This window comes from Burkholderia sp. AU30198, from assembly GCF_020419825.1.
Classification (GTDB): Bacteria; Pseudomonadota; Gammaproteobacteria; order Burkholderiales; family Burkholderiaceae; genus Burkholderia.
Map to the genome: position 1 here is coordinate 203,181 of NZ_JAIZSA010000006.1, position 25,673 is coordinate 228,853.

Consider the following 25,673-nt stretch of genomic DNA (forward strand, 5'->3'; position numbering starts at 1 on the left):
CTTCACATGCTTAGCTGGAGAATCCGCGCGTCCGTACGGTTTCAGGTGGATGCGAATGTACGGGTTGTGCCTTCGTCCTTAAACGAAGTCAACGCGGGATGACGTGATGGCAAACGGGAAATTCGTGGCGTACTACCGCATGTCGACAGCGAATCAAGGCGCGAGCGGCCTGGGCCTCGACGCGCAGCGTAAGGCAGTCACGTGATACCTCAACGGCGGATCCTGGGAGTTCGTCGGCGAGTTCACTGATATCGAAACAGGCAAGGGTGCCGACGCGCTAGCAAAGCGTCCGCAACTGCACGCGGTGCTCGAGCGCTGCCGCAAACATGGCGCCCGACTGCTGATCGCCAAGCTCGACCGCCTCGCGCGCAACGTGCACTTCATCTCGGGACTCATGGAAAGCAAGGTGAAGTTCGGCGCGGCCGACATGCCGGAGGCCACCGAGCTGACGATCCACATCATGGCCGCCTTTGCCGAGCACGAGGCAAGGCGGATCGGCGAACGCACGAGGGACGCGCTGGCCGCAGCAAAGGTCCGTAGCATTGTCCTGGGCGCGACTGGGCCGGGAACCTCAAGCGGAACATCGAAGCCCGCCAGGAGGCTGCTGATGCGTTTGCCGGGTCACTTTCGGGCGTTCTGGGCGGGTTCCGCGCCGCCGGCCTGTCACAGCGAGCGATGGTGACGGAACTGAACAAGCTCGGCGTCAAGACGGCGCGCGGCGGCGAGTGGCCCCTTGCGCAGTTGCAACGCGTGCTCGCACGGCTGTAGCCGGCCGCCCTGCCCCGTCGACGCTGCCGCCCCAGCATGCACGGTCATAGCCACACCGCGTTTGCGAGCATACAATCGCCCCGCACTGTATAGAGCTATGCACCAGTTAACGCTCTACTGTACCCACACGCTGCCGTTTCAATCAAAACCATGCCGACTTGGAAACTGCCGATTCGCTTCGCCGAAGTGGATCTCCTCCCCTCAATGCGACTGCATAAGCAGACCGACCGGGTCAGACAGCCATCCGGTACGTTAGAGTTTGACGACACCACGGTGGACATATTGCTGAGCATCAGCGGTCGACGCTTGGCGCCATCGGCAACCCGTGCAGTCGCGCCGTCCGTGTGGGAAACGCTAACAGGACAACTCACATCGACCAGCGACGAGCCGCAGGATGCATTCACATCGACCTATGGCGAGTTATTCGGGTTAATGCTGCGCATTGCACAGCTCGGTGGACGGCTCGACATTGTTCGCATCGTAGAATCGAACGAAGGTCCCTCGCCTGACTATTTGCTCATCAGTCAGGCAATGGCGCATCGTTCCTATCATTTGCTTGAGTGCAAAGGCTCGACCGTGGATCATTTCGCGGTCAAGCGCAATAACGGCTCATCCCTTTATGTCTGTGCAGGTTTGGCTGATCAGCGAAATTCAGCTCGCGGACAACTCGACAGCCGGCTTGCCCACGGTCGCCCGGGCGCTTCGATCAGTGTGTCACAAGGCGGGATACTGACGCTCCCGGCACATTCGGCTGCGATTTCGTGCGTCAGCGTTCCCGACGGCCGTTTCGCGAGTGCGTGGCCACTGGCACTCGCACCGATTCCAGATCGAGCGTGTCAAGGTGATTCGTGTGGCCCTTGCATCGTCCATCGCAATGCGATCCCCATCGACCCCACGTTACCAGCACCGGCCCCGTACATGGCCAACTTGATTGCGGTAATGGCAGAAAAGCGCTTGATCTGGCTCGAAGGAGACCCCTTCGGCACCGAACTACTTCATCGCGTCACGACACTTTCACCAGCATCTTCAGGAAAATCGCGCCCACTCTCCGCTTCGACCTTTTTCAATTTTCTTGATCACTACCGCGATTTCGAACGAGCACACTGGAGCCAATGCGTTCCGGCGGTGTACGTTGCGTTCTGGAATATGCATCAGCGGGTCGACCTGCACCGCGCTTTCATCGATGAGAACGACGACGAAAGTCTGGTGTGGTGGGTAAGCGCAGCGAAACTAGTGCGAGCGGCTGCACGCCTACTTGCTGAACGCTGGGGCTACTACGTGCACGAGCTACATCTGGCATACGCGAACCTCGGTGAACAGGTGAACGAAATTCAGACGACGTTGCTCGCGTCAGAGAATCACGCTTTCGCAAGCGAGACGACGTTGCTACCGTGGCCGGCGGTTACTGAACACTCTGATCTCTTTAGGCAAATTGAACTCGGTACCCAACCTTTACTTGAGGCTTTGCAACTTCGCGACCTCCCGCACGACGGTATCTCGTTCAATTCAAGAGCATTGATCGGACACATTCAAATGAATGCGGACGGCATGCGCGAACTGCATGCAGTCGAAACCGGATCAGATTCGCAGGATCTTCACAACGGCCTTTCCGGTCGGTTGACCCTCTGGCTCGGCGAGGATGTCGCCAACGACACTGCCGATGGAGTCGGGGTGTCGAACATCCGGTTGTCATTCGAAGATGTCACCGCAGACGCAGTGAATGTTGGGGAAACATTTGCTTTCGAAATCGACGGTGGAACGATGATCAACGGGTGGCGCTCGATTGACGGACGCTGGCGCGCAACTATGCGTGACCGAGAAAAAATGCCTCGCGCCTGATGTTCGAGGGCGCAGTCTTCCACGCCCTTCATCAGCACCTTTCAACAGTTTTCCACTCACCCCACTAGCAGGCGCAGCCCCGACGGCCCCGGCTCACCAACCGTCGATTTGTCGCCAGCCCAGATTGTGACCGCTGCCGCATGCGCCGCCAAGTGATCGGGCGCGAGGTGGGCGTAACGCAGCACCATCTCGTACTTCGACGAGCCGCCGAGCTCCATGAGCCGATTCAGCGGCGTACCGGCCCGCACGTGCCAGCTTGCCCACGTATGGCGGACGTCGTGGAACCGAAAATTCTCGATGCCGGCACGCTCGCAGCTGCGTTGCCACTGCTCGTTGTCCTAGCTCTCGATCGGGTGCCCGTTCCGGACGAACACGCGGGTCTGGTGCTTGCCGATTCACCTGCGGATAGCCGCATGGCACATCGATAGACTTGCCCGCCTTCGCCTGGTCGGAGTGAATCCTCGCGCGCCGATTCACCAGATCGACCAGTGACGACTCCAGATTCAGCAGATTCGCACGGCGCAGGCCCGTAGCAAAGCCCAGGATTGCTAAATCGCGCAGCCAGTCAGCGCGAATAACGTCGATCAGGCGCTGCGCTTCCTCCCTCGCTACCCAGCGGATCCGCTTCGGCTTGCCGGGCAGGACGGACAGCTTCGGTGCTTTGTCGATCCAGTCCCATTCGGGCGTTGCGCGATTCAGCATCCCGTGCAAAGTCGACAGATAGAGGTTCTTCGTGGTGCTCGACAGCGGCCGCGGCTCCTTCGTACGGCTGCTGTACTGCGGCAGCGCATCAAATATCTCGTCGCGCTTCAGGCGCCGCCGCCCAAGAACGTCGCGAACAAAGGTGATCTCGCCGGGGCGCAGGGGCAACTGCATCGATTGATGCATCTGCTACGCGAGGAGACGAGACGCGCGGGGATGCGGTAACGCTGATGCAGCGTCGAATCAGTGCGGCGGCGGCGCACGCGTTTGGTGAAGTAGGTCGGGCGGAATCCGATCACCTAGAATGTAAGCATGGTTTGGACCTGATAAGGAGCCTGCCATGTCTCAGTCGATGATTAGCTGGTTGGTCGGTCTAGCAGCTGCGTTGGTAGTGGCGTTCGCGATTGTGCGTCGTTACAGGGGCGAACATCCGGGAGCCAGCATGGGTCAATGGCTCGACGCGCATCACATGAGTTGGATGCACCGTAGGCATTGACGATTCAGGGCTGCATCGAGCGCGCGAGGAGTGGAGGAACTCTTCGCGACTATGGCGTGATGATAAGTGCCGGCGCCATTGACGCCGGCTCAACTCGAAGCAAGTAGCCTCGGTCGTCCGCGACCTGGCGCCACCAGATGTGAAAAGCCCCGCTCGGGGCAGGGCTTTGTCTCGGCTACGTCGCACTCACTGCAACTTGTCGCCGCTATCGAGCTTCGATTTATCCAAGGTGAACGGCTTGTTGCTATGAGGCTTGTGCTTCTTCACCTTGGCACTCACCTTCGCAGGGGCAGCGGGCGGTGCCGAAGCCTGAGCGAATGCGACCGTAGCGAACATCGATGCAACGAGAGCAACTGCGAGTTTCTTCACGTCACTCTCCTGGCAGAAATACAGTGCCTTTTCTGGGACGGGGCTTGGTGAGGCATGTCCGGCTTCGGACGGCTGTCGCAACATGACTGCGGCAGTCTTAGGATGAGTTATCCCGTGGAAAGTCGAATTAATCAAACGGCAGAAATACCACCGGGCTGACATTGAATCGACGACCCAATGCCGCGATCTGCCGTACATTCAGCTCTCGCTTCCCACTGAGGATTTCAGAAACCACCCCCTGACTCCCAATCTCGGGCAGATCAGCCTGTCGGACATCATTCTCTAGCATTAGGTGTTTGAGGATGTCAGCGGGCGATGCATCTGGCAGTTGATGATGCCCTTCATCGTATTCACTGATGAAGTCGCCCAGCGTGTCAGCGAGCGGAGCGAGTCGATGTCCTTCGTCAGCGGCGCCAGCGTCAAGCAATGCGTTCAACGCACGCACAGCAAAGTCGTACTCGATATCCGAGTTGATTGGATGAAGCGGCACTTTTTTGGAGATAGCCTCGAAGTGTGCGGCCAGCTCCTCGATGTCATTCCGCGTAAAACTCAAAGCTTCCATTTGTTGTACTCCCGGTGCGTGAATACATAACGCACGTATAACTTCTGCACGTTGAAGTGCACTGCAGCAATGATCCGGAACTTATTGCCGCCGAGATCGAACACATAAAACGCTCCAACCTTGTCCGTCGCGTTGAAAGCTTTCTTCAGGTCCGCAAAGCTCACGAACGATCCAGCCTCGATCGTCTTTCTCCATATCTGGAGCGGCACGCCAGCGTCCGGATGCTGGGTGGCGAAATCAGTCAAGGCTTTGTTGGAGATGACTCGCATGAAGTGACGATATCTCAGGATGAGATTGCATCCGAGCGCTGTTACACATTAGATAACGAGGCTCTCTTCTGGGTCACCCTTTGCTGGCGGTAATTGCCCCGCCACAGCATCATCTCCCGACGCTCGGGCAGGTATTCGGAACGGTTCTACGCCGCCCGAGTCTCATCGCGCTCGGTGTGGGCAAGTTGCCGCTCGATCCGGTCTCGGTTGAGATTGCGCTCGTTTGTCGACTCAAGACCACGAACCTTTGTTCACGGACGCGCGTAACCCCGGCGTAACCCCGGGATGTCTGGAAGCGCTCGGACTGGCCCGCCCTACACGATTCGAACGTGTGACCTACGGCTTAGAAGGCCGTTGCTCTATCCAACTGAGCTAAGGGCGGTCGGGGAGAAAAGACACGGCCGGCGCGGGCCGAATTTGACACAGGGCTTCGAGCGACGGCAGAACCGCCAAAACCAAAGCCGAGAAACAAAACGGGCCCGGCATGAAGCCGAGCCCGAAATTATACCCGATCATCGCGTCACATCACGCGAGACCGGCCTTCGCAGCATCAAACCGGCTGCGGATGCATCATGAACCAGCCGAGGCAGAACACACCGGCGATCACGCAATACACGCCGAACGAAGCCAACCGGCCACGTCCTTCGAAATAGCGCATCAGGAACCGCACGCTCAGGTAGGCGGCGATCGCCGTCAGCACGCCGCCGAGCAGCGCATCGGCGAGCTGGTCGCGTGCATGGAACAGCTTCGGCAGTTCGAGCACCCCCGCCGCGAAAATGATCGGCGTACCGAGCAGGAACGAGAATTCCGCGGCCTTCTCCGCCGTCAGCCCCGCCGCATTGCCGGCGATCATCGTCAGCCCGCTGCGCGAGAAACCCGGAATCAGCGCGCCGATCTGCGCGAGACCCACGAAGAACGCCTGCTTGAACGTCATCTTCTCGGGCGCCTGATGCGCGCGGCTGCGCTGGATGCGATCGCCAAGCCACAGCAGCACGCCGTTCACGATCAGCGCGATCGCGACGATCCGCAGGTCGTGGAACACGCGTTCGATGCGCTTCTCGAGGAGCAGCCCGACGATGCCGGTCGGAATCGTACCGATGATGAGCGCCCACATCAGGTGCCCGTCATCGTTCTTGCGGCCGCCGAGTTGCGCGAAGAAGCCGCCGATCAGCGCGATCCAGCGCGCGCGGAAATACCACAGCAGCGCCAGCGCGGTGCCAAGGTGCAGCGCGACGAGAAACGGCAGCAGTTGCGGTGCGTGCTTGTCGATGTGCATGCCGAACAGTGCCGGCACGAGCAGCGTATGGCCAAGGCTGCTGACGGGAAAGAGTTCGGTGACGCCCTGCAGGACGCTCAGGAATACCAGAAACCAGAGACTCACGCGTCGGTCCTTTTAGTCGAGATTAAGCGGGAAGAAAGACGGACGACGCGATGCGCGTCCGAAAAAACGCGCCCCGATTATGCCGAGCCCGGATTACTGCGCCAAGGCATTTGGCTGGATATTGCGGCATTGCACACAAACGCTTGCAATTTGTAAGCACACAGAAAGCAAAAAGCCCGCCATTTGCATGGCGGGCCTTTCGACTTCGGCAGGAATTGCCGTCAGCGGCCGAGCTGATAGAAAAATAATACCGTGCTGCCGGTGAACATGCCGAACAGTGCGATACCCATTGCCATTGCCAGATCCATGGCCCCCTCCACGAAGTGTCATGACCCGGCAACCTCACCGGTTTAGAGGCATTATCCCGACCGTTGACAGTCTTAAAAACTCGCGATTTCCCGAGAAGGGTTTTCCCCGAGCCGCCACGGCCCGATAATGGAGCGCGCCGTTCCCGTCCACCCGCCCACCCCGATTCGCCATGCCGACCTTCCAGCAACACGAGATTCACGAACTTCACGCCGGCCCGTCGCTCGTCCGGGTCGCTCCGCAATTCGGCGGCCGCCTGTTGTCCTGGCATGTCGACGGCGAACCGGTGATCTTCTGGCCGGAAACGGCTGACTGGAGCAACCTTGCGCGCGTGCGCGGCGGCAACCCGCTGCTGTTCCCGTTCCTCGGCCGTCACCGCGTCGACGGCGAACTGGGCCGCTGGCGCGACGCCGCCGGCGTGGTGCGCGACCTGCCGATGCACGGCTTCGCGCGCGACCTGCCGTTCGCCGCGCAACCGTCGGCCGATGGCGCCGCGTTGTCGATGACGCTCGACGCGACCGACGCGCTGCGGGCGAGCTACCCGTTCGATTTCCGGTTCGAAACGACCTACCGGCTGGCCGACGCGCACACGCTCGAAGTCGCACTGACGACGACCAATCGCGGCGACACGCCGCTACCCTACTACGCCGGCCACCATTTCTATTTCGCGCTGCCCCACGGCGAACGCGCCGAAACCACGCTTGAGCTGCCGCCTACGCATCGTTGCGCGCAGCAGCCGGACGGTTCGATCAGCACGCCCGAACCGGGCGACACCCGTTATCGCCTCGACAACGCGGACATCCTCGACCGCTTCCACTGCCTCGACGGTGTACCGGCCACGCCGGTGCGCATCGTGATGCCGGGCCGCCGCCGCACGATCGAGATCTCGCTCGACGTGCCGGGTTCGATCCCGTGGTACGCGGTGACGACCTGGACCGAGAAGCCGGATTCGGACTTCTATTGCGTCGAACCGTGGCTTGGCCTGCCGGATGCGATCCACAACGGCCTCGGGCTGCGCATGCTCGCACCGGGCGCAACGGAAACCGCCACACTGCGGATTCGCGTCGTCCCGCTCGCCGGCTGATACGCAGGCTGAGACGTCATCAAGCAGCGCTCCGAACCGGCGCGCCGCAGCCCCGGCAACGGCCCAAACTGCGTAGCGCGGGTCGAACCCGTTAAAATCGGACGTTTTGTGTTGCCTGCCGCGTCACGAGCGGCAGGGTTTTGCGAGGTTCAATGTTCGGAACAACAACGAAGCGACTCTTCGCAGCCGCCTGCGCCGCCCTGCTCGTCGCGTGCGGCTCCGCGCCTGTCGGCCCCGGGTTCTATCGCGTCGAGCGCGGCGATACGCTCTACAAGATCGCGCGCGACAACCGCACGTCGGTATCGAACATCGTGCGCTGGAACCAGATGACGAACCCCGATGCGATCGAAGTCGGCCAGGTGCTGCGCGTCGCGCCGCCGCCCGGCACGACCACCGCATCGACGCCGTCGACCACCGGTACCGGCAGTGCCGGCCGGGCCCGCCCCGCGCCGTCCGCACCGGTTGAGTCGGCCGTCAAGCCGGCCACGAGCATCGCGCTGATCTGGCCGGCAGCCGGCAACGTGGTTCGCACGTTCGACGGCTCGAAATCGAAGGGCATCGACATCGCGAACTCGCCGGGCACGCCGGTGGTCGCGGCTGCGCCGGGTGTGGTGGTCTATGCGGGTAACGGGCTGCGCGGCTACGGCAACCTGATCATCCTCAAGCACAACGCCGACTACCTGACCGCCTACGCGCACAACCGCGCGCTGCTGGTGAAGGAAGGCCAGTCGGTCACGCAGGGGCAATCGATCGCCGAGATGGGCAACAGCGACAGCGATCGCGTCGCGCTGCATTTCGAGTTGCGCTACGGCGGCCGATCGATCGACCCGTCACGCTACCTGCCGGCGCGCTGAGCACCCGATAGGCGACACGCGATGCCGGCGCGCATCGCGTGCCGTCGCGGCAAACATCGGGAAAGGTGGTGTCAGCGCTTGCGCAGACGTCCGGTGAAACGGCCGGACAACGGATCGACGTGACGCGCAAACGCTACCAGCAGGCCGATCCCGATCAGGCTGAACCCCGCAGCTATCAGAAGCAAATCCATGGTCACACACTGTTTTTTCGTGATCTTATGCGTCATTGTGGAATCGTGCACTGAGCCGAGGCTATCGGACGAGTGCGAAGATTCCCTGCCCTCAGACGACATTGTGGATTCGCCTGCGTGAAACCCTGATGTAAGCCGTCCGCCCGACACCACGCCCGCCACCCCGGAGACAACGCGATGCTGCCCGCCACCGACCGCTACGACGACCTGCTCTCCCGCTTCGCGTGGGACGTTCCGGCGCGCTACAACATCGGTGTTGACGTCTGCGACAAATGGGCCGACGGCAGCGGACGCCTCGCGCTGATCCACGAAACGGCGCAAGGCGACGTGTCCCGCCTCACGTTCGACGACCTGAGGAGTGCCTCTAACCGGCTCGCGAACAGCTTCGTGCGCGCCGGCCTGCGGCGCGGCGACCGCGTCGGCATCTTTCTCGCGCAGGGGCCCGAAACGGCCATCGCGCACCTCGCTGCCTACAAGCTCGGCGCGATCGCGGTGCCGCTCTTCACGTTGTTCGGCGTCGATGCGCTCGAATACCGGCTTGCGAACAGCGAGGCGGCCGCGCTCGTCACCGACGCGGCCGGCTACGCGAAGATCGCGCCGCTGCGCGCGCAGCTGCCGGCATTGCATGCCATCTACTGCATCGGCGACGATGCGCCCGACGCGCCGGGCGTGCTGCGCTACGACGCGGCGCTCGCCGCCGAAACGCCCGACTTCGTGCCGGCCGATACGGCTGCCGACGATCCGGCGGTCATCATCTATACGTCCGGCACGACGGGCAAACCGAAAGGCGCGCTGCACGCGCATCGCGTGCTGCTGGGCCACCTGCCCGGCGTGGAGATGTCGCAGCAGTGCTTCCCGCGCGATGCGCGCCTGTTCTGGACTCCCGCCGACTGGGCGTGGATCGGCGGCCTGCTCGACGTGCTGCTGCCGTCATGGCATCACGGCGTGCCCGTGCTCGCCCGCCGCTTCGAGAAATTCGACGGCGACGCGGCATTCGCGCTGATGGCACGGCACGGCGTCACCCACGCGTTCCTGCCGCCCACCGCGCTGAAGCTGATGCGCACCGTCGTGGCACCGCGCGAACGCTACGCGCTGTCGCTGAAATCGGTCGCGAGCGGCGGCGAGTCGCTCGGCACCGAACTGACGGCCTGGGGGCGCGACGCGCTCGGCGTGACGATCAACGAGTTCTACGGGCAAACCGAGTGCAACATGGTGCTGTCGTCATGCGCGGCGCTGTTCGATGCGCAGCCCGGCGCAATCGGCAAAGCGGTGCCCGGCCACGCGGTCGCGATCGTCGATGCGGACGGCACGCCGCTGCCGCCCGGCGTCGAAGGGCGCATCGCGGTGCGCCGCCCCGACCCGGTGATGTTCCTCGAATACTGGCGCAACGCCGACGCGACCCGCGACAAGTTCGCGGGCGACTACCTGCTCACCGGCGATACGGGCATGATCGACGCCGACGGTTTCGTGCGCTTCGTCGGCCGCGACGACGACGTGATCACGAGCGCCGGCTACCGGATCGGCCCGGGCCCGATCGAGGACTGCCTGCTCACGCATCCGGCGGTGCGGATGGCGGCTGTCGTCGGCGTGCCCGACGCGACGCGCACCGAGATCGTCAAGGCGTTCGTCGTACTGAATCCCGGCCACGCCGGCGACGATGCGCTCGTTCAGGCACTGCAGGCGCACGTGCGCACGCGCCTCGCCGCGCACGAGTATCCGCGCGCGATCGCGTTCGTCGACAGCCTGCCGATGACCGCAACCGGCAAGATCGTGCGCCGCGCGCTGCGCGACGCGTAAGCCGGCCGCCACCCGCGCCGCCCGCCCGGCCGGATGGTTTATAGTGGCGCCACCACGCAGTCTTTCCAAGAAAACGATGTCCTCTGATCACCACTCCGACGCGGGCGCGTCGCACAGCCCGCTCTACGCCAAACTCCTCGGCGAAACCGCCAAGATCGACTGGTGCGATCTCGAACGCTTCTTCGCGCAGGGCAAGCTGCTGTCCGTTGCGCGCGACCTCGATCTCGTCAGCGTCGCGGAAGCGGTTGCCGACGACGATGCCGAACAGGTCACGCGCTGGCTGTCGGCGGGCCTCGTCGCGCGCATGCCGGCCGAAACCGCTGCCGACTACGCGGCGCGCAACCCGGAGCTGTGGGCGGTCGTCGTATCGCCGTGGGTCTGCGTGCAGGAACGCTCCTGACGCGTCCGCCATGTCCGAATCCGCGTTACCGCACGGCGCCGGCACGGGCTCAGCTACGTCGGCCACTGTCACGCACCGGCGCGTCCTCGCGCTCGCATTCCCGATCGTCCTCGCGAACCTGACCCAGCCGATCCTCGGTGCCGTCGACACGGCCGTCGCCGGCCACCTCGACGGCGCGCAGTACCTCGGCGGCGTCGCGCTCGGCGGGCTGTTCTTCAATTTCGTGTTCTGGGGGTTCGGTTTCCTGCGGATGGGGACGACCGGCCTCGTCGCGCAGGCGCACGGTGCCGGCGACGCCGCCGGGATCCGCCTGAACCTGCTGCGCGCGTTGATCGTCGCATTCGCGCTCGGCGCCGCGGTGCTTGCGCTGCAGGTGCCGCTGCTGTCATTTGCGCTGTCCGCGCTCGGCGGCAGCGATGCCGTCCGCGCGACGGCGCTTGCCTACAGTCACACACGGATCTGGAGCGCGCCGTTCGCGCTCGCGAACTACGTCGTGCTCGGCTACCTGCTCGGTATGCAGCGCGTGCGGCTCGCGCTCGTCGCGCAGGTGTTCATCAATGCCGTGAACATCGGCGCCGTACTGCTCTATGTCTACGGCTTCGGCTGGGGCATCGCCGGCATCGGCGCCGCGACCGCCACCGCGGACGCATGCGGTTTCGCGCTCGGCGCATGGATGCTGTGGCGGCTGCGACCGCGCGGCCTTGCGCCGATCGTCGCGCGTGCGCTCGCCGACCGCGTCGCGCTCAAGCGGTTGATCGCGCTCAATCGCGACATCTTCCTGCGCACGCTGTGCCTGCTCGGCGCATTCGGCTGGTTCGCGCACCTCGGTGCGAAACAGGGCGATGCGACGCTCGCGGCGAACGCACTGCTGCTGAATTTCCAGACGTTCATGGCGTACGGCCTCGACGGCTTCGCCCATGCGGCCGAGGCACTCGTCGGTGCGGCGGCCGGCGCGCGCGACCGCCGCGCGTTCCGGCAGGCCGTGCGCGTCACGCTGTTCTGGTCGGCGCTCGGCGCGCTGCTGTTCGCGCTCGTGTACTGGGCCGCCGGCGGCTGGATCATCGCGCGCCTGACCGATCAGGCCGAGATCCGCGACGTGGCGCTGCGCTACCTGCCGTGGGCCGCGATTTCCCCGATCGTGTCGGTCTGGGGCTTCCTGCTCGACGGCGTCTTCATCGGCGCCACGCAGACGCAGTCGCTGATGCGCGCGATGGTCGCGTCATTCTCGATCTTTGTCGTGGCCACGCTCGCTGCCGTCGGCACGTTCGGCAATCACGGTCTCTGGTTCGCGCTGCTGCTGTTCATGGCCGCACGCGGCGCGACGCTGGCGCGCTACCTGCCGGGGCTGTTGCGGCACATCGGCACCGACGCGCCCGCGGCCCGCGCCTGACGGCGGGCCGAACCGGCCGTTACTGCACGGGTTTCGGCGGCGGCGCGTCGAGCATCGACGGCGGCGTCATGTCGGTCGGCACGCCGTGATAGTCGGCCGGATCTTCCGGCGGATGGCCGCGACGGGCCTGGTGCGGATCGCTGGTACAGGCGGCGAGGAAAGATGCGGCCAGCACGGCCAGCACGAAACGGGTCATCGGGTATGGCTCCGGAAATCGGCGCGCCCATCGCACGCCGGGACCGCGCCGAGTCTAGCGGAAATCGGGCTTCGGAGTCGTGCCGCGCATGTCCTACTATGTACGCATGGCGCTGTGCCGTGGAAAGGAGGCTGCCATGTCGTCTGAAGAAATTGCCGGCCTGATCGGTCTGATTGTCGGTCTGATGGTGCTCGTCGCCCTGTCGTTCTTCGAGTCGCGCGAATACAAGCGCAGCCATGGCGGCGAAGGGATGATCCATCACTGGATGGCCGAACACCACTTGCTCGACTGGCGGCGCAAGCACTAAGCCCGCCGCTGCCGTCCGGCCCCTCCCCGGGCCATTCGCGAACGTGCCGTCCCGCGGCACGGTGGTAATCGCGTATCGCCGAAATTAACAGGGTTCGATTCACGCACGTTGGTCAGATGGACCAACGCCGCCGCGCGGCTGAGGCCACGCGACGGCGTTCGCTTGCGCGCGCCCGGAGGCGCGATGCGGTTCGGACGGCTCAGCCCAGGAAGTGGCGGGCGTAGCGCGCGTTGATGTCGGACAGTCGGAACAGCGTCAGGAAATCCGCGCAGTTGAAGTCGGGATCCCAGGCCGGTGCACCGCAGATCTTCGCGCCGAGACGCAGGTAACCCTTGATCAGCGGCGGCGGCGCCACGACGGTGCCCGTCTGCAGTTCGTCGACCGGCAGGGCCGTGTGCGGGAACGCGCGATACTCGGGCGCCGTCAGCGAGCCGGCCGACAGCGACTGGTACAGGTTCGCCGCATAGTGGCCGCCGTCGGCCATCGACACGCTCGCGCAGCCGAGCATCGTCTCGTAGCCGTTCTGCATCATGTACGCGCCAAGGCCGCCCCACAGCGCCATGATGACGGCGCCGCTGCGGTAGTCGCTGTGCACGCACGAGCGGCCGACCTCGACCATCTTGCCGCGCAGGTGCGTGAGGCGCGACAGGTCGAATTCGCCTTCGGCGTACAGGCGGCCGACCCGCGCCGCCTGGTGCGGCGGCAGCACGCGGTACGTACCGACGACTTTCAACGTGTCGAGATCGCGAACCAGCAGATGGTCGCAGTACGCATCGAACGGATCGACATCGAGACCGGAGGGGCCGCTGACCTGCGCGCCCATCTCTTCGGCGAACACGCTGTAACGCAGGCGCTGGGCTTCGCGCAATTCGTCTTCGGTACGCGCCCACGCGGCGCGCAGGCGATACTCCGATGTGACGGTTTCAGCAGCGCGCGGCAGGTGGCGCCGCGACGTGTCGAGGGGCAGCGAGGCAAAAGGGAGCGTAGGCGTCGGCAGTTCTCGCATTAGGCTTTCCTGGTCGTAAGGAATAGGACGACATGCCCGCCAATGTAGTAATCGGCCGTGACCGTCATGTGGCACGACCATGTCCTTTCAATGACGTGTCGCCGAATTGACTTTAGCAGAAAGCTTGCGAAACCGTATGATGAATCCCTGCAAGGCGCTTCAGGCGGGCCTCACACCAGGTCGGGCGTCAATACCGCCCGCAGCACGGCCTGCCGGCTGCCGTCACGCGTGCGGCTCGCGAGCCACACGATTCCGCCCTTCTTGACGCTCCAGCTGTCGTCGTCGCCGGCGATCAGCTGCGCGGCGACGCTGCCGAGCGTCGGCTGATGCCCGACGATCACGACCGTCGGCGCGATGCCTTCCGGCCAGCCGGCCGCCGCCAGCACGTCGTCGACACTGCCGCCCGGCGCGAGCGCGTCGACCGTCCGGTACTGGTCGGTCAGCGCCTCGACGGTCTGCACGGTGCGGGCCGCCGGGCTCGCGAGGATCACGGCATTCGTCTCGAGCCGGCCACGCAGCCATTTGGCCATCGCTTGCGCGTCCTTGCGGCCCCGAACGGTCAACTGGCGCGCGAGATCGCTCGTCGCGTAGTCTTCGGCTTCGGCGTGGCGCCACAGGATCAGGTTCATCATGATGTTCTCCTTGCTTCGGCGAGCGGCTCCGCGCCCATGCGTCCGGGCCGGCCGATTACCGTGCGAATTGTCGCAAATTCGGCCGGTTCGCCGCCGCGGCATTTACCCGCATATCGCAATTGACCTGATCATTCATTCAACGCTATACTCTTTGGCTTGTCGGAGCGTAGCGCAGCCTGGTAGCGCATCTGATTTGGGATCAGAGGGTCGTAGGTTCGAATCCTATCGCTCCGACCAAAGGAATCAAGGGGTTACGGTTAAACACCGTAGCCCCTTTTCCATTTCCGGGCCCTTGAAACGTCGATCGGGATTCTCGCCGCGCCTCAATCCATTGTAGGGTTCCATTGGGGCATCGAAGCTACAACGCCCCTCTCCGGCGGACACTTTTCGGCGGTCAGCGCGAAGCAAACGGCTGACGGCCTTTCGCTTTCAATGCGGCATTGATATCAGCCCGCGTATTCACGGTACGGCCGTTCACCACGCAATCCGATTGCACGGGCCTGGCGCCGGCAGCAAATCCGACACCCCCGAGATTGATCGCCACCCATCGCGGATCACGCTTTTCCAGCGCGAACGTCATGATCCCGGCCTGGTCGTCCGTCGATATCAAGCCGCCGTCCTGATCCGCCAATGCAACGCACAAGAACGCGGCGTCACGGTCCTTCACCAGATCGACCACGACATAGCGATAGTCCTTCAGGTTCGAATTGCTGTCGTTCAGCCGATGGACGGCTGCCAGTATCTGCGCGCGGTCGGGGTCGCTCTTGTCGAGATCGCGGGCATGCGCCGCGGTAACCGAGGTCACGGCCAGGATCAACGCGCATGCGGCATGTGCGGATAGCTTCATCATCGAAAAGGTTCGTGGAAAGACCAGCTGGAAATAATCGAAGTTCGTCTGGCCAGCCCGTCGGGTTGCCGACGCGATACAGGCCAACGAGCCGCCCGCAGCCCGCACACGACACGGGCCGGAACACGCGATAATGCGCGTGGACAACCCGCCTCCGCGCATGAAAAACAACATTCTCAAGATCGCCCTCTGCGCATCCCTGCTCGCACTGGCAACCTCCGGCTCCGCGTCGGCCAAGGCGCTCGACGACGCGCTCGACTGCCATTCGACCGGCCACAAGTTCGTCGCGCCGCTGCTCGCCGCCGGCGACATCCAGTCGGAGCCGATGCACGTCGAATCGAACTCGGTCAACGCATTCCGCACGAGCCACTCGCTGACGGCGTACGGCTTCGGCGTGTATGTCGTACTCGGATACCAGGCGAACGACCCGATCTTCCGCACGGGCGACGGCACGCCGATCGGCGACTGGGCCTACGGCGTCGTGGTGCGCGGCACGAAGAGCGCGGTGGAAGAAGCCGTGCGCAAGGCAGGCAGCGACGCGACCGTCAGGCAGGCGTTTCCGTTCCTGACCGCGATCGTCTGCTCGTCGGACTAAGCGGCCGCCGGGACGCCCGAACGGCCATCCAGAGGGGCAGCAAGCCCTCCTGCTGCCCGGCCGCTCCCGGCCCCGCCAGCAACCTTTTACGCGCCGGTGTACACCACGCGATACGGGATACCGACCTTCTCCCACTCGGCCGCCTCCTGGCTGAGGCTGTAGTCGGTCAGCGGGTTCTGCTCGACCCACGCGCTCGGCAGGCGCACTTCATAGCCGCCCTTCTTCATCTGCGAAACGGAAATGTCCGGCAGCCCCGCATCGGTCCGGCGCCGGCACAGCAATGCCGCGAGCCGCAGGCAGAACAGCAGCGGCCACTCGACCTCGCGCGCCTGCGACAGCTTGCCGAGCTTGCCTGCGTGACCGAGCACGAGCGCGGCGAGGCGCGCCTGGTCGGTACGCGAAAAACCCGGCATGTCCGCGTTGCTCGCGATATAGGACGAATGCTTGTGATACGCGCTGTGCGAGATCGACAAGCCGATCTCGTGCAACGCGGCCGACCAGCCGAGGAACATCCGCCCTTCCTCGCGTGCTTCGTCGTCGGCTTCCTCGAGTTCATCGTAGAAACGCACCGCCAGCGCGCCGATCCGCTCGGCCTGCGCGCGATCGACACCGTAGCGGCGCGTAAAGCCCTCGACGGTCACCGCACGCATGTCCTCGTGCTGCGTCCGGCCGAGCAGGTCGTACAGCACACCGAGGCGCAGCGCGCCGTCGGTCGTATCGACGTAGTCGACACCCAGCTCCTCGAACACCGCGAGCATGATCGCAAGGCCGCCCGCGAGCACCGGCACGCGGTCGGGCTTCAGCGCGATCAGCTTCAGCCGGTTGACGTTCTCCGACTTGATCAGCGCACGCTTCAGGCGCTCGAGGCCGCCGCGCGAAATGCCGTGCGTGATGCCCGGATCGTTGAAGCCGTTCGCCTCGACGAGCTCCGCGAGTGCGCGCGCGGTGCCGGACGAGCCGATCGCCTGATCCCACCCGGCCTTCTTGTACTCGCTTGAGATGATCTGGATCTCGCGCTTGGCCGCGAGTTCGGCCTGCCGCATCGTGTATTCGTCGACGTTGCCGGCCGGGAAGAAGGTGCGGCTGTGGCTCACGCAGCCGATATAGAGACTCTCCATCACGATCGGCGTGTAGTGCGAGCCGATGATGAATTCGGTCGAGCCGCCGCCGATGTCGACGACGAGCCGCTTGCCGGCGCTCGCCGGCACCGAGTGCGCGGCGCCCGCATAGATCAGGCGCGCTTCTTCGCGGCCCGCAATCACTTCGATCGGGAAACCGAGCGCCGCTTCGGCCTCACCGAGAAATTCGCCCGCGTTCTTCGCGACACGCAGCGTGTTGGTTGCCACCGCGCGCACATGGTCGGGATGGAAATCGCGCAGGCGCTCGCCGAACCGCTTGAGCGCCTCCCAGCCACGCTCCTGCGACGCCCGATCGAGCATCTTGTCGCTCGACAGGCCGGCGGCCAGCCGGACGGGCTCGCGCAGCGCGTCGACGGGATAGATCTGGCTGCCCGCCGACGTTTCCTCGACGCGACCGACGATCAGCCGGAAGCTGTTCGAGCCGAGATCCACGGCAGCCAGCAAGTGGGGGGTTGTAACCATCAGAAGGGGGCTCCGTGCGCGTTCTCCCGCGGCAGCCGGTGCGACAGCCATGGGCGATCAATCAAAGGCGACATTTTAAGCGTGGAACGCTTGCCATTGCCACGCTTCACGGGCATGCACACTGCTCGTTTGCATATCGTCGAAACATTTATGAGACGAAACGGTTACAGCGTAGAATTTCCCGATATAAATACACCCGTGTCATCAGCACGTCATCGTACCGTGAGAGTTTCCGAGCGTCCTTTCGAATCATCGCCCGAATCACCCCCTACTCTGCCGATGTCCGTCCGTTACCCGCTTCTCAATCGTGAACTCGGCATCCTCGGCTTCAACGAGCGCGTGCTGGCCCAGGCAGCCGATCCTCAAGTCCCGCTGCTCGAGCGCCTCCGCTTCATCTGCATCACCAGCAGCAACCTCGACGAATTCTTCGAAGTCCGGATGGCCGGCCTGCAGGAGCAGATCCGCGACAACCCCGGCGCGCTGACGCCCGACGGCATGTCGTTACAACATGCTTACGATCTCGTCGTCGAACGCGCGCAGCGGCTCGTCCATCGACAGTACACGCTGCTGCACGAAACCGTGCTGCCCGCGCTCGAACAGGAAGGCATCTACTTCCATGCGAGCGACACGTGGAACGACGAGCAGCTCGAATGGGCGCGGCGCTACTTCCTCGACGAGCTGCTGCCCGTGCTGACGCCGATCGGCCTCGATCCTGCCCACCCGTTCCCGCGCGTGCTGAACAAGAGCCTGAACTTCGTCGTCGAGCTCGAAGGCCGCGACGCATTCGGCCGCCAGGCCGTGATGGGCATCGTGCAGGCGCCGCGCGCGCTGCCGCGCGTCGTGCGCATGCCGCACGCGCTGTCGGGCTTCGAGCACGGCTTCGTGCTGCTCAGCTCGTTCATGCAGTGCTTCGTCGGCGAACTTTTCCCGCAACTCGTCGTGAAGAGCTGCAACCAGTTCCGTATCACGCGCAACAGCGAGCTGTTCGTCGACGAAGACGAAATCACGAACCTGCGCGTCGCGCTGCAGGGCGAACTGCCCGCGCGACACCTCGGCAACGCGGTGCGCCTCGAGGTGTCGGCCGACACGCCGCCGCACATCGTGCGACGCCTGCTCGTGGAAAGCGAACTCGGCGAGAAGGACTGCTATCGCGTGGCCGGATCGGTGAACCTCGTGCGACTGATGCAGATTCCCGATCTCGTCGACCGCCCCGACCTGAAGTTCACGCCGTTCACCGCGTCGACCCCGGCCGCGATCACGAACACGCCGACGATGTTCGACGCGATCGACAACGGCGACATCCTGCTGCACCACCCGTACGAGAGCTTCCAGCCGGTGCTCGAACTGCTGCAGCAGGCTGCGAGGGATCCGAGCGTCGTCGCGATCAAGCAGACGATCTACCGCACCGGCACCGATTCGCCGCTGATGGACGCGCTGATGGAAGCCGCGCGCAACGGCAAGGAAGTGACCGTCGTCGTCGAGTTGCTCGCGCGCTTCGACGAGGAAACCAACATCAACTGGGCGTCGCAGCTCGAAGCCGTCGGCGCGCATGTCGTATACGGCGTGGTCGGCCACAAGTGCCACGCGAAGATGATGCTGATCGTGCGGCGCGTCGTGCAGGCCGGCAAGGCGTCGCTGCGCCGCTACGTGCACCTCGGCACCGGCAACTACCACCCGCGCACGGCACGCCTCTACACCGACTTCGGGCTGATGACGGCCGACCAGAAGATCTGCGAGGACGTCCATCACGTGTTCCAGCAACTGACCGGCATCGGCGGCGAACTCACGCTGCACGAACTGTGGCAGTCGCCGTTCACGCTGCATCCGCGCATCATCGACGCGATCCGCGCGGAGATCGACAATGCACGCGCCGGCAAGCGCGCGCGCGTCGTCGCGAAGATGAACGCGCTGCTGGAGCCGACGGTGATCGCCGCGCTGTACGAAGCGTCGCAGGCCGGCGTCAAGGTCGACCTGATCGTACGCGGTGTCTGCGCGCTGAAGCCCGGCGTGCCGGGGCTGTCGGACAACATCACCGTGCGCTCGATCGTCGGCCGCTTCCTCGAGCATCACCGGATCTACTATTTCCACGCGAACGGCGCCGAGGACGTCTATCTGTCGAGCGCCGACTGGATGGACCGCAACCTGTTCCGCCGCGTCGAAGTCGCGTTCCCGGTTCGCGATCGCAAGCTCAAGCGGCGCGTGATCGCCGAAGGCCTGTCGGTGTGCCTCGGCGACAACCAGTCGGCGTGGCTGATGCACAGCGACGGCCACTACCGCCGGCGCCGCGCGGGCAAGACGATCCGCAACGCGCAACTCGGGTTGCTCGGGAAGTTCTGCTCCTGATCCGGCAGCGCGGCGCGAGTGGCGCGCCGCATCGCCATAAAAAAACGCAGCCCGCGGGCTGCGTTTTTTTATGGCGGAGCCGACAGGCCGCCGCTCGCCGGGCGAGCGACGGATGCCGTTACGCGATCACGCCTCGTACGCGGCCGGCCGGATCGCGATGATGCGCGAGCCCGGGAACCGCGCGGTGAACGTGCTGCCGCGTCCTTCCTCGCTCTGCACGTACAGATGCGCGTCGTGCCGCTGCAGCACGTGCTTGACGATCGCAAGCCCGAGCCCCGTGCCGCCCGTATCGCGCGAACGGCTGCGGTCAACGCGATAGAAACGTTCGGTGAGCCGCGGCAGGTCGGCGGCCGGGATGCCGAAGCCGCTGTCCGTGACGGAAAACACGCCCTGCGCGCCTTCGCGCCGCCACGTCACGACGATCTTGCCCCCTTCCGGCGTATAGCGAATCGCGTTGGTGACGAGATTCGCGAACGCGCTGAACAGCTCCGTCTGCGCACCGGTGACACCGAGCGTCTCGTCGATCGAGAACGCGATGTCGTGATGCCCGTTCGACAGCGTCTGCGCGTCTTCCTTCAGATGGTCGAACACGGCGCGCATGTCGATCGCGCGATCGAGCGGCGGCTTGCTCTCGCCCTCCAGCTTCGCGAGCACCAGCAGGTCGGTCACGATGTGCCGCATCCGCGATGCCTGCTGCTCCATCATCTCGAGATAACGTGCACGGTCTTCCTCGTTCAGCGGCAGCTCGCGCATCGTCTCGAGGAAACCCGACAGCACGGTGAGCGGCGTCTTCAGCTCGTGCGACACGTTCGCGACGAAGTCACGCCGCATTGCATCGGTACGCTCGAGCTCCGTGATGTCCTGCGTGAGCAGCAGCTTGCGATTCTCGCCATACGGAAACACCTGCACTTCCAGCACGTTCTGCCGCGAATCGCCCATGCCCCGCATCACGAGCGTCTCGTCGTAATGCTGCGCGTTCAGATAGCGGACGAACTCGGGATGGCGTACCAGGTTGGTGATGTGCTGGCGCAGGTCGCGCTTCGCATCGAGGCCGAAGTGAACCTCGGCGATCGCATTGCACCACTCGATCTGGTCGTGGTCGTCGAGCATCGCGACGCCGTTCGGCGACGCCTGGATCGCCTGGATGAAGCGCGAATGCTGCTGCTCGACCTGACGCACCTGCGCATGCCACTGCTTCGCGAGCTTGTGCAAACGATAGTAGATCTCGCCCCAGATGCCCGGCGCACTCGGCACCTCGCCATAGACCGGCGCATCGAGCAGCCGCCACAGACGCTGCGTATGAAAGGTGCTGAAAAAGCCCTGCGCGATCAGCATCACGACCACGAACACGAGGCCCGCGGTCGGGCCGGCGAAGACGCCGACCAATACGCCGATCAGCACGAGCAGCACGAGCGACACCAGAAAGCGCGCCCAGATGATGTTCATGATTCAGCGCCCGAAAGAATGAACGGCATGCCGTGGCACACGGCATGCGGGGATACGTTACGCGTGCTTGGCGAGCCGGTAGCCGCTGCCGCGCACGGTCTCGATCATCGCATCGCAGCCGGCCGGTTTCAAGGCCGCGCGCAATCGTTTGATGTGCACGTCGACAGTGCGCTCCTCGACGAACACGTGGTCGCCCCACACCTGGTCGAGCAGTTGCGTGCGGCTGTGCACGCGCTCCGGATGCGTCATGAAGAAATGCAGCAGGCGGAACTCGGTCGGACCGAGATCGAGCTTGATCTCGTTGCCTTCTCCGTGCGCGGCGACGCGATGCGTGGCCGGGTCGAGGCGCAGCCCGTTGATCGACACGACGTCCTCGGTCAGCTGCGGCGCGCGGCGGCGCAGCACGGCCTTGATCCGCGCCATCAGCTCCTTCGGCGAGAACGGCTTCGTCACGTAGTCGTCCGCGCCGATTTCGAGGCCGAGCACCTTGTCCTGCTCGTCGCCGCGTGCAGTCAGCATGATGATCGGGATGTGCTTGGTCCGTTCGTTGTTGCGCAGGTCGCGCGCGAACGCGATACCGGATTTGCCCGGCAGCATCCAGTCGAGCAGCACGAGATCGGGCAGCACGTCGCTGATCAGGTTTTGCGCCTGTTCGGCGTTGTACGCCCGAATCGGGCAGTGACCGGCGTGCTGGAGATTCACCGAGATCAGTTCGGAAATCGCGGGCTCATCTTCAACGACGAGTATGTTGCTGGGCATCGGCACCTCTATTCTTCCTATACGGAGTCGATTAACTGTTGGCTTCGCGATCGAGCGTGTCGCGCGGCTGGTGCCGCACGTCCGTGCCCTTCACGATGTAGATGATGAACTCGGCGATGTTCTTCGCGTGGTCGCCGATCCGCTCGATCGCCTTCGCGATGAACAGGTATTCCAGGCCGACCGAGATCGTGCGCGGATCTTCCTGCATGTACGACACGAGCTTGCGCACGAATGCACGGAATTCCAGGTCGATTTCCTTGTCGTCCTTGACGATCTGCGCGGCAGCCACCGTATCGAGACGCGCAAACGCGTCAAGCGCGCGGCGCAGGATCGTCACGGCCATTTCGCCCGACACCTTGATCTCGGCGATGTTGACCGTGCGTGCGGCCGGCTCGTCGACCAGGCGGCGCACGCGCTTCGCGATCTTCTCGGCCTCGTCGCCTGCGCGCTCGAGGTTCGTAATCGTTTTCGAAATCGACATCAAAAGACGCAGGTCACGCGCGGCAGGCTGCCTCAGCGCGATGATGTTGCCGCATTCCTGATCGATGTCGACTTCCATCGTGTTCAGGACTTCTTCGTTCGTGATCACCTTCTCGGCCGCGTCGCGATCGAAATCGTTCAACGCGTGCATCGCGCCGACGATCTGCGACTCGACGAGCCCGCCCATTTCCAGCACTTTCGACGACACGGCATTCAGGTCCGCGTCGAACTGGCTCGACAGATGTTTATCCGACATGGCTGTTGTTCTCCGTCATCAACCGAAGCGGCCGGTGATGTAGTCTTCCGTTTCCTTGCGCACCGGCTTGATGAAGATCTTTTCGGTCTCACCGAATTCGATCAGCTCGCCCAGGTACATGTAGGCCGTGAAATCCGAGCAGCGTGCGGCCTGCTGCATGTTGTGCGTGACGATCACGACCGTGTAGTCGCTCTTCAGCTCCGCGATCAGTTCCTCGATGCGGCCGGTCGAGATCGGGTCGAGCGCCGAGCACGGTTCGTCGAGCAGCAACACTTCCGGACGAATCGCGATGCCGCGCGCGATACACAGACGCTGCTGCTGGCCGCCCGAGAGGCCGTAGCCGCTCTGGTTCAGCTTGTCCTTCACTTCGTTCCACAGCGCGGCCTTCGTGAGCGCCCACTCGACGCGATCGTCCATTTCCGAGCGCGTGAGCTTTTCGAACATCTTCACGCCGAACGCGATGTTGTCGTAGATCGACATCGGGAACGGGGTCGGCTTCTGGAACACCATGCCGATCCGCGCGCGCAGCAGCGAGATGTCGCGCTTCGTCGTCAGCAGGTTCTCGCCGTCCATCAGGATTTCGCCTTCGGCGCGCTGCTCCGGATAGAGCGCGAACATCTTGTTGAACGTGCGCAGCAGCGTCGACTTGCCGCAGCCCGACGGGCCGATGAACGCCGTCACCTTCCCTTCGGGAATGCTCAGGTTGATGTTCTTCAGCGCATGGAACTTGTTGTAGAAGAAGTTGAGGTTGTTGACCTCGATCTTCGCGTTCAGCGGCTCGAGCGGACGGCCGTGCGCCGCATCTTGCGTGCCGGCGGGCGCTGCGGTGCGCTCGACGGGATTCAGGTGGCTTTCTGCCATATTCATCGGATTGCTCCGCCGTTACTTTTTCGAGAAGATCGAGCGCGCCAGAACGTTGAGTCCCAGCACCCCGAGCGTAATCAGGAACACGCCCGCCCATGCGAGCGACTGCCATTCGGCGAACGGGCTCATCGCGAACTTGTAGATCGTGACGGGCAGGTTCGCCATCGGCTGGCTCATGTCCCACGAGAAGAACTGGTTCGACAACGCGGTGAACAGCAGCGGCGCCGTTTCGCCGGCGATCCGCGCGATGGCGAGCAGCACGCCCGTGATGATCCCGCCGACCGAGGCGCGCAGCGTGATCTTCAGCACCATGCGCCACTTCGGCGTGCCGAGCGCGAAGGCCGCTTCGCGCAGCGCGTTCGGCACGAGCTTCAGCATGTTCTCGGTCGTGCGGATCACGATCGGAATCTGCAGCAGCGCGAGCGCGATCACGCCGGCCCAGCCCGAGAAGCGCCCCGACTTCGCGACGACGATCGCGTACACGAACAGGCCGATGACGATCGACGGCGCGGACAGCAGGATGTCGTTGATGAAGCGGATCGTGCTCGCCAGCAGGTTCTTCTGGCCGTATTCGGCGAGATAGACGCCCGCGAGGATGCCGATCGGCGTGCCGACCAGCGTGCCGAAACCGCACAGCAGCAGGCTGCCGACGATTGCGTTCGCGAGACCGCCGCCTTCCGTGTTCGGGGCCGGCGTCGATTCGGTGAACAGCTGCAGCGACAGGCCACCGATGCCGAGATGCACCGTCGTGTAGAGAATCCACACGAGCCACAGCAGGCCGAAGGCCATCGCGCCGAGCGACGCGGTCAGCGCGATCGCGTTGACGGCCTTGCGCTTGCGCTGCAGGCGGTTGCGCATCGCGTCGAGCACGGCGCCGTCCGGCCCCGGGAAATTCATGATGGGCTCGCTCATTTCTTGCCCTCTCCCTTCTCGAGACGAAGCAGCAGCAGTTTGGAGATGGTCAGCACGATGAACGTGATCACGAACAGGATCAGGCCCAGTTCCATCAGGGCGGACGTATGCAGGCCCGGCTGCGCTTCTGCGAATTCGTTCGCGAGCGCCGACGTGATGCTGTTACCCGGCGCGAACAGCGACACGCTGTCGAGCAGGTTCGTGTTGCCGATCACGAAGGTCACGGCCATCGTCTCGCCGAGTGCGCGGCCGAGGCCGAGCATCACGCCGCCGATCACGCCGGTCTTCGTGTAGGGCAGCACGACCTTCCACATCACTTCCCAGGTCGTGCAGCCGATGCCGTATGCCGATTCCTTCAGCAGCACGGGCGTGACTTCGAACACGTCGCGCATCACCGATGCGATGTACGGGATGATCATGATCGCGAGGATCACGCCCGCGGCGAGGATGCCGATACCGATCGGCGGGCCGGCGGTCAGCGGGCCGAGAATCCACACGTCCTTGAACAGACGGCCGAGCGGCTTCTGGAAATATTCCGCGAAGATCGGCGCGAACACGAGCAGGCCCCACATGCCGTAGACGATCGACGGAATCGCAGCGAGCAGCTCGATCGCGATGCCGAGCGGACGGCGCAGCCACACGGGCGACAGCTCGGTGAGGAACAGCGCGATGCCGAAGCTGACCGGCACGGCGATGACGAGCGCGATGAGCGACGTCACGATCGTGCCGTAGATCGGCACGAGCGCGCCATAGATGTCCGAGTTGGGATCCCACTCGGATTGCCACAGGAATCCGAGGCCGAACTTCTGGATGGTCGGCATCGACGCGATGATCAGGGAAACGATGATCCCGCCGAGCAGCAGCAGGGTCACGATGGCGGCCAGCCGTGCAAGACCGCCGAATACGACATCCCCGAGGCGGCTCGGCGCGCGTTGCTGCGCAACGTCGGCGGACCGTGAGGACGTATAGGAAATATCAGACATGGGTGCCTGCTTTTGATTGCCGGACGCCGTAACGCCCG

General features: G+C 64.1%; 27 protein-coding genes and 2 tRNA genes. 11 read left to right on the forward strand and 18 right to left on the reverse strand.

What is annotated here, in order from left to right; all coding sequences use genetic code 11:
• The first annotated feature begins 250 nt into the window (after positions 1 to 250).
• Entirely contained in the window at positions 251 to 682 is a 432-nt protein-coding gene (locus tag LGN19_RS15795; RefSeq protein WP_226216028.1) for a recombinase family protein, read from the forward strand.
• 236 nt (positions 683 to 918) lie between these two features.
• Positions 919 to 2,607 carry a hypothetical protein gene (locus tag LGN19_RS15800; protein WP_226215826.1) on the forward strand — a complete coding sequence of 563 codons (1,689 nt, stop codon included), beginning with the start codon at positions 919 to 921 and terminating at the stop codon, positions 2,605 to 2,607.
• Between the two features lie 56 nt (positions 2,608 to 2,663).
• Here the strand turns inward: LGN19_RS15800 and LGN19_RS15805 are convergent, their stop codons facing one another.
• The 6 genes from LGN19_RS15805 to LGN19_RS15830 form a co-directional block, all read right to left on the reverse strand.
• Positions 2,664 to 2,906, reverse strand: a complete 243-nt coding sequence (locus LGN19_RS15805; protein WP_226216030.1) for a tyrosine-type recombinase/integrase — start codon at positions 2,904 to 2,906, stop codon at positions 2,664 to 2,666.
• 1,085 nt (positions 2,907 to 3,991) lie between these two features.
• Positions 3,992 to 4,174: a hypothetical protein gene (locus LGN19_RS15810; RefSeq protein ID WP_226215828.1), complete on the reverse strand. Its 183-nt coding sequence runs from the start codon at positions 4,172 to 4,174 to the stop codon at positions 3,992 to 3,994.
• Positions 4,175 to 4,301: 127 nt separating this feature from the next.
• Positions 4,302 to 4,736, reverse strand: coding sequence for a helix-turn-helix domain-containing protein (locus tag LGN19_RS15815; protein ID WP_226215830.1), 435 nt, complete (start codon positions 4,734 to 4,736; stop codon positions 4,302 to 4,304).
• Positions 4,724 to 5,005 carry a type II toxin-antitoxin system HigB family toxin gene (locus LGN19_RS15820; RefSeq protein ID WP_226215831.1) on the reverse strand — a complete coding sequence of 94 codons (282 nt, stop codon included), beginning with the start codon at positions 5,003 to 5,005 and terminating at the stop codon, positions 4,724 to 4,726. The genes LGN19_RS15815 and LGN19_RS15820 overlap by 13 nt, the downstream gene beginning before the upstream one ends.
• Positions 5,006 to 5,310: 305 nt before the next feature.
• Positions 5,311 to 5,387: transfer RNA gene (locus tag LGN19_RS15825), tRNA-Arg, on the reverse strand.
• A gap of 168 nt (positions 5,388 to 5,555) precedes the next feature.
• A complete protein-coding gene (locus tag LGN19_RS15830; protein WP_027787856.1) occupies positions 5,556 to 6,386 on the reverse strand; it encodes an undecaprenyl-diphosphate phosphatase in 831 nt (276 codons plus the stop codon).
• 478 nt (positions 6,387 to 6,864) lie between these two features.
• On the opposite strand from LGN19_RS15830, the gene LGN19_RS15835 reads away from it, so the two are divergent.
• Together LGN19_RS15835 and LGN19_RS15840 are read left to right on the forward strand one after the other, a co-directional pair.
• Entirely contained in the window at positions 6,865 to 7,776 is a 912-nt protein-coding gene (locus LGN19_RS15835) for an aldose epimerase (RefSeq protein ID WP_226215833.1), read from the forward strand.
• 152 nt (positions 7,777 to 7,928) lie between these two features.
• The gene (locus LGN19_RS15840) at positions 7,929 to 8,630 is read left to right on the forward strand and encodes a peptidoglycan DD-metalloendopeptidase family protein (protein WP_027787858.1); all 702 of its coding nucleotides are present in this window, start codon (positions 7,929 to 7,931) and stop codon (positions 8,628 to 8,630) included.
• Between the two features lie 71 nt (positions 8,631 to 8,701).
• Here the strand turns inward: LGN19_RS15840 and LGN19_RS15845 are convergent, their stop codons facing one another.
• On the reverse strand, positions 8,702 to 8,857 hold the full coding sequence (locus LGN19_RS15845; protein ID WP_155291875.1) for a hypothetical protein: 156 nt from the start codon (positions 8,855 to 8,857) through the stop codon (positions 8,702 to 8,704).
• A 141-nt stretch (positions 8,858 to 8,998) separates the two neighbouring features.
• Here LGN19_RS15845 and LGN19_RS15850 point away from each other — a divergent pair, with 141 nt between their 5' ends.
• The 3 genes from LGN19_RS15850 to LGN19_RS15860 all read left to right on the forward strand — a co-directional run bounded on the left by LGN19_RS15850 (position 8,999) and on the right by LGN19_RS15860 (position 12,408).
• Complete coding sequence (locus LGN19_RS15850) at positions 8,999 to 10,618, forward strand: acyl-CoA synthetase (RefSeq protein WP_226215835.1); 1,620 nt, start codon at positions 8,999 to 9,001, stop codon at positions 10,616 to 10,618.
• A gap of 76 nt (positions 10,619 to 10,694) precedes the next feature.
• A complete protein-coding gene (locus LGN19_RS15855) occupies positions 10,695 to 11,018 on the forward strand; it encodes a DUF2288 domain-containing protein (protein WP_226215837.1) in 324 nt (107 codons plus the stop codon).
• Between the two features lie 10 nt (positions 11,019 to 11,028).
• A complete protein-coding gene (locus LGN19_RS15860) occupies positions 11,029 to 12,408 on the forward strand; it encodes an MATE family efflux transporter (RefSeq protein ID WP_226215843.1) in 1,380 nt (459 codons plus the stop codon).
• Between the two features lie 19 nt (positions 12,409 to 12,427).
• Here the strand turns inward: LGN19_RS15860 and LGN19_RS15865 are convergent, their stop codons facing one another.
• Positions 12,428 to 12,604 (reverse strand): hypothetical protein, encoded by a 177-nt coding sequence (locus LGN19_RS15865; protein ID WP_164462558.1) that lies wholly within the window; start codon positions 12,602 to 12,604, stop codon positions 12,428 to 12,430.
• Between the two features lie 88 nt (positions 12,605 to 12,692).
• Between LGN19_RS15865 and LGN19_RS15870 the strand changes: the two genes are divergently transcribed.
• Positions 12,693 to 12,911 (forward strand): hypothetical protein, encoded by a 219-nt coding sequence (locus LGN19_RS15870; protein ID WP_226216037.1) that lies wholly within the window; start codon positions 12,693 to 12,695, stop codon positions 12,909 to 12,911.
• 199 nt (positions 12,912 to 13,110) lie between these two features.
• Here the strand turns inward: LGN19_RS15870 and LGN19_RS15875 are convergent, their stop codons facing one another.
• Both LGN19_RS15875 and sixA read right to left on the reverse strand, forming a co-directional pair.
• Entirely contained in the window at positions 13,111 to 13,917 is an 807-nt protein-coding gene (locus tag LGN19_RS15875) for a GNAT family N-acetyltransferase (RefSeq protein ID WP_011351620.1), read from the reverse strand.
• A gap of 170 nt (positions 13,918 to 14,087) precedes the next feature.
• Positions 14,088 to 14,549: a phosphohistidine phosphatase SixA gene (gene sixA, locus LGN19_RS15880; protein ID WP_122945001.1), complete on the reverse strand. Its 462-nt coding sequence runs from the start codon at positions 14,547 to 14,549 to the stop codon at positions 14,088 to 14,090.
• 160 nt (positions 14,550 to 14,709) lie between these two features.
• Between sixA and LGN19_RS15885 the strand changes: the two genes are divergently transcribed.
• Positions 14,710 to 14,786: transfer RNA gene (locus LGN19_RS15885), tRNA-Pro, on the forward strand.
• 157 nt (positions 14,787 to 14,943) lie between these two features.
• On the opposite strand, the gene LGN19_RS15890 is transcribed toward LGN19_RS15885, so the two are convergent.
• The gene (locus LGN19_RS15890; protein ID WP_226215845.1) at positions 14,944 to 15,399 is read right to left on the reverse strand and encodes a hypothetical protein; all 456 of its coding nucleotides are present in this window, start codon (positions 15,397 to 15,399) and stop codon (positions 14,944 to 14,946) included.
• A 157-nt stretch (positions 15,400 to 15,556) separates the two neighbouring features.
• Here LGN19_RS15890 and LGN19_RS15895 point away from each other — a divergent pair, with 157 nt between their 5' ends.
• Positions 15,557 to 15,991, forward strand: a complete 435-nt coding sequence (locus LGN19_RS15895) for a hypothetical protein (RefSeq protein ID WP_122946640.1) — start codon at positions 15,557 to 15,559, stop codon at positions 15,989 to 15,991.
• Between the two features lie 86 nt (positions 15,992 to 16,077).
• Here LGN19_RS15895 and ppx read toward each other — a convergent pair whose 3' ends face one another.
• Complete coding sequence (gene ppx / locus LGN19_RS15900; RefSeq protein WP_043182302.1) at positions 16,078 to 17,592, reverse strand: exopolyphosphatase; 1,515 nt, start codon at positions 17,590 to 17,592, stop codon at positions 16,078 to 16,080.
• Positions 17,593 to 17,871: 279 nt separating this feature from the next.
• Between ppx and ppk1 the strand changes: the two genes are divergently transcribed.
• Complete coding sequence (gene ppk1, locus LGN19_RS15905) at positions 17,872 to 19,935, forward strand: polyphosphate kinase 1 (protein WP_226215847.1); 2,064 nt, start codon at positions 17,872 to 17,874, stop codon at positions 19,933 to 19,935.
• Positions 19,936 to 20,061: 126 nt separating this feature from the next.
• Here ppk1 and phoR read toward each other — a convergent pair whose 3' ends face one another.
• Genes phoR through pstC form a run of 6 tightly spaced genes read right to left on the reverse strand, consistent with a single transcriptional unit; the run spans position 20,062 to position 25,635 of the window.
• A complete protein-coding gene (gene phoR, locus LGN19_RS15910; protein ID WP_226215849.1) occupies positions 20,062 to 21,381 on the reverse strand; it encodes a phosphate regulon sensor histidine kinase PhoR in 1,320 nt (439 codons plus the stop codon).
• Positions 21,382 to 21,438: 57 nt separating this feature from the next.
• Entirely contained in the window at positions 21,439 to 22,140 is a 702-nt protein-coding gene (gene phoB, locus LGN19_RS15915) for a phosphate regulon transcriptional regulator PhoB (RefSeq protein WP_043182296.1), read from the reverse strand.
• A gap of 31 nt (positions 22,141 to 22,171) precedes the next feature.
• A complete protein-coding gene (phoU, locus tag LGN19_RS15920) occupies positions 22,172 to 22,876 on the reverse strand; it encodes a phosphate signaling complex protein PhoU (protein WP_122944997.1) in 705 nt (234 codons plus the stop codon).
• A gap of 18 nt (positions 22,877 to 22,894) precedes the next feature.
• Entirely contained in the window at positions 22,895 to 23,743 is an 849-nt protein-coding gene (gene pstB, locus LGN19_RS15925) for a phosphate ABC transporter ATP-binding protein PstB (protein WP_069247653.1), read from the reverse strand.
• A gap of 15 nt (positions 23,744 to 23,758) precedes the next feature.
• Positions 23,759 to 24,652, reverse strand: a complete 894-nt coding sequence (gene pstA, locus LGN19_RS15930) for a phosphate ABC transporter permease PstA (RefSeq protein WP_122944996.1) — start codon at positions 24,650 to 24,652, stop codon at positions 23,759 to 23,761.
• Positions 24,649 to 25,635 carry a phosphate ABC transporter permease PstC gene (gene pstC, locus LGN19_RS15935; protein ID WP_031400991.1) on the reverse strand — a complete coding sequence of 329 codons (987 nt, stop codon included), beginning with the start codon at positions 25,633 to 25,635 and terminating at the stop codon, positions 24,649 to 24,651. The genes pstA and pstC overlap by 4 nt, the downstream gene beginning before the upstream one ends.
• Positions 25,636 to 25,673: the final 38 nt, after the last annotated feature.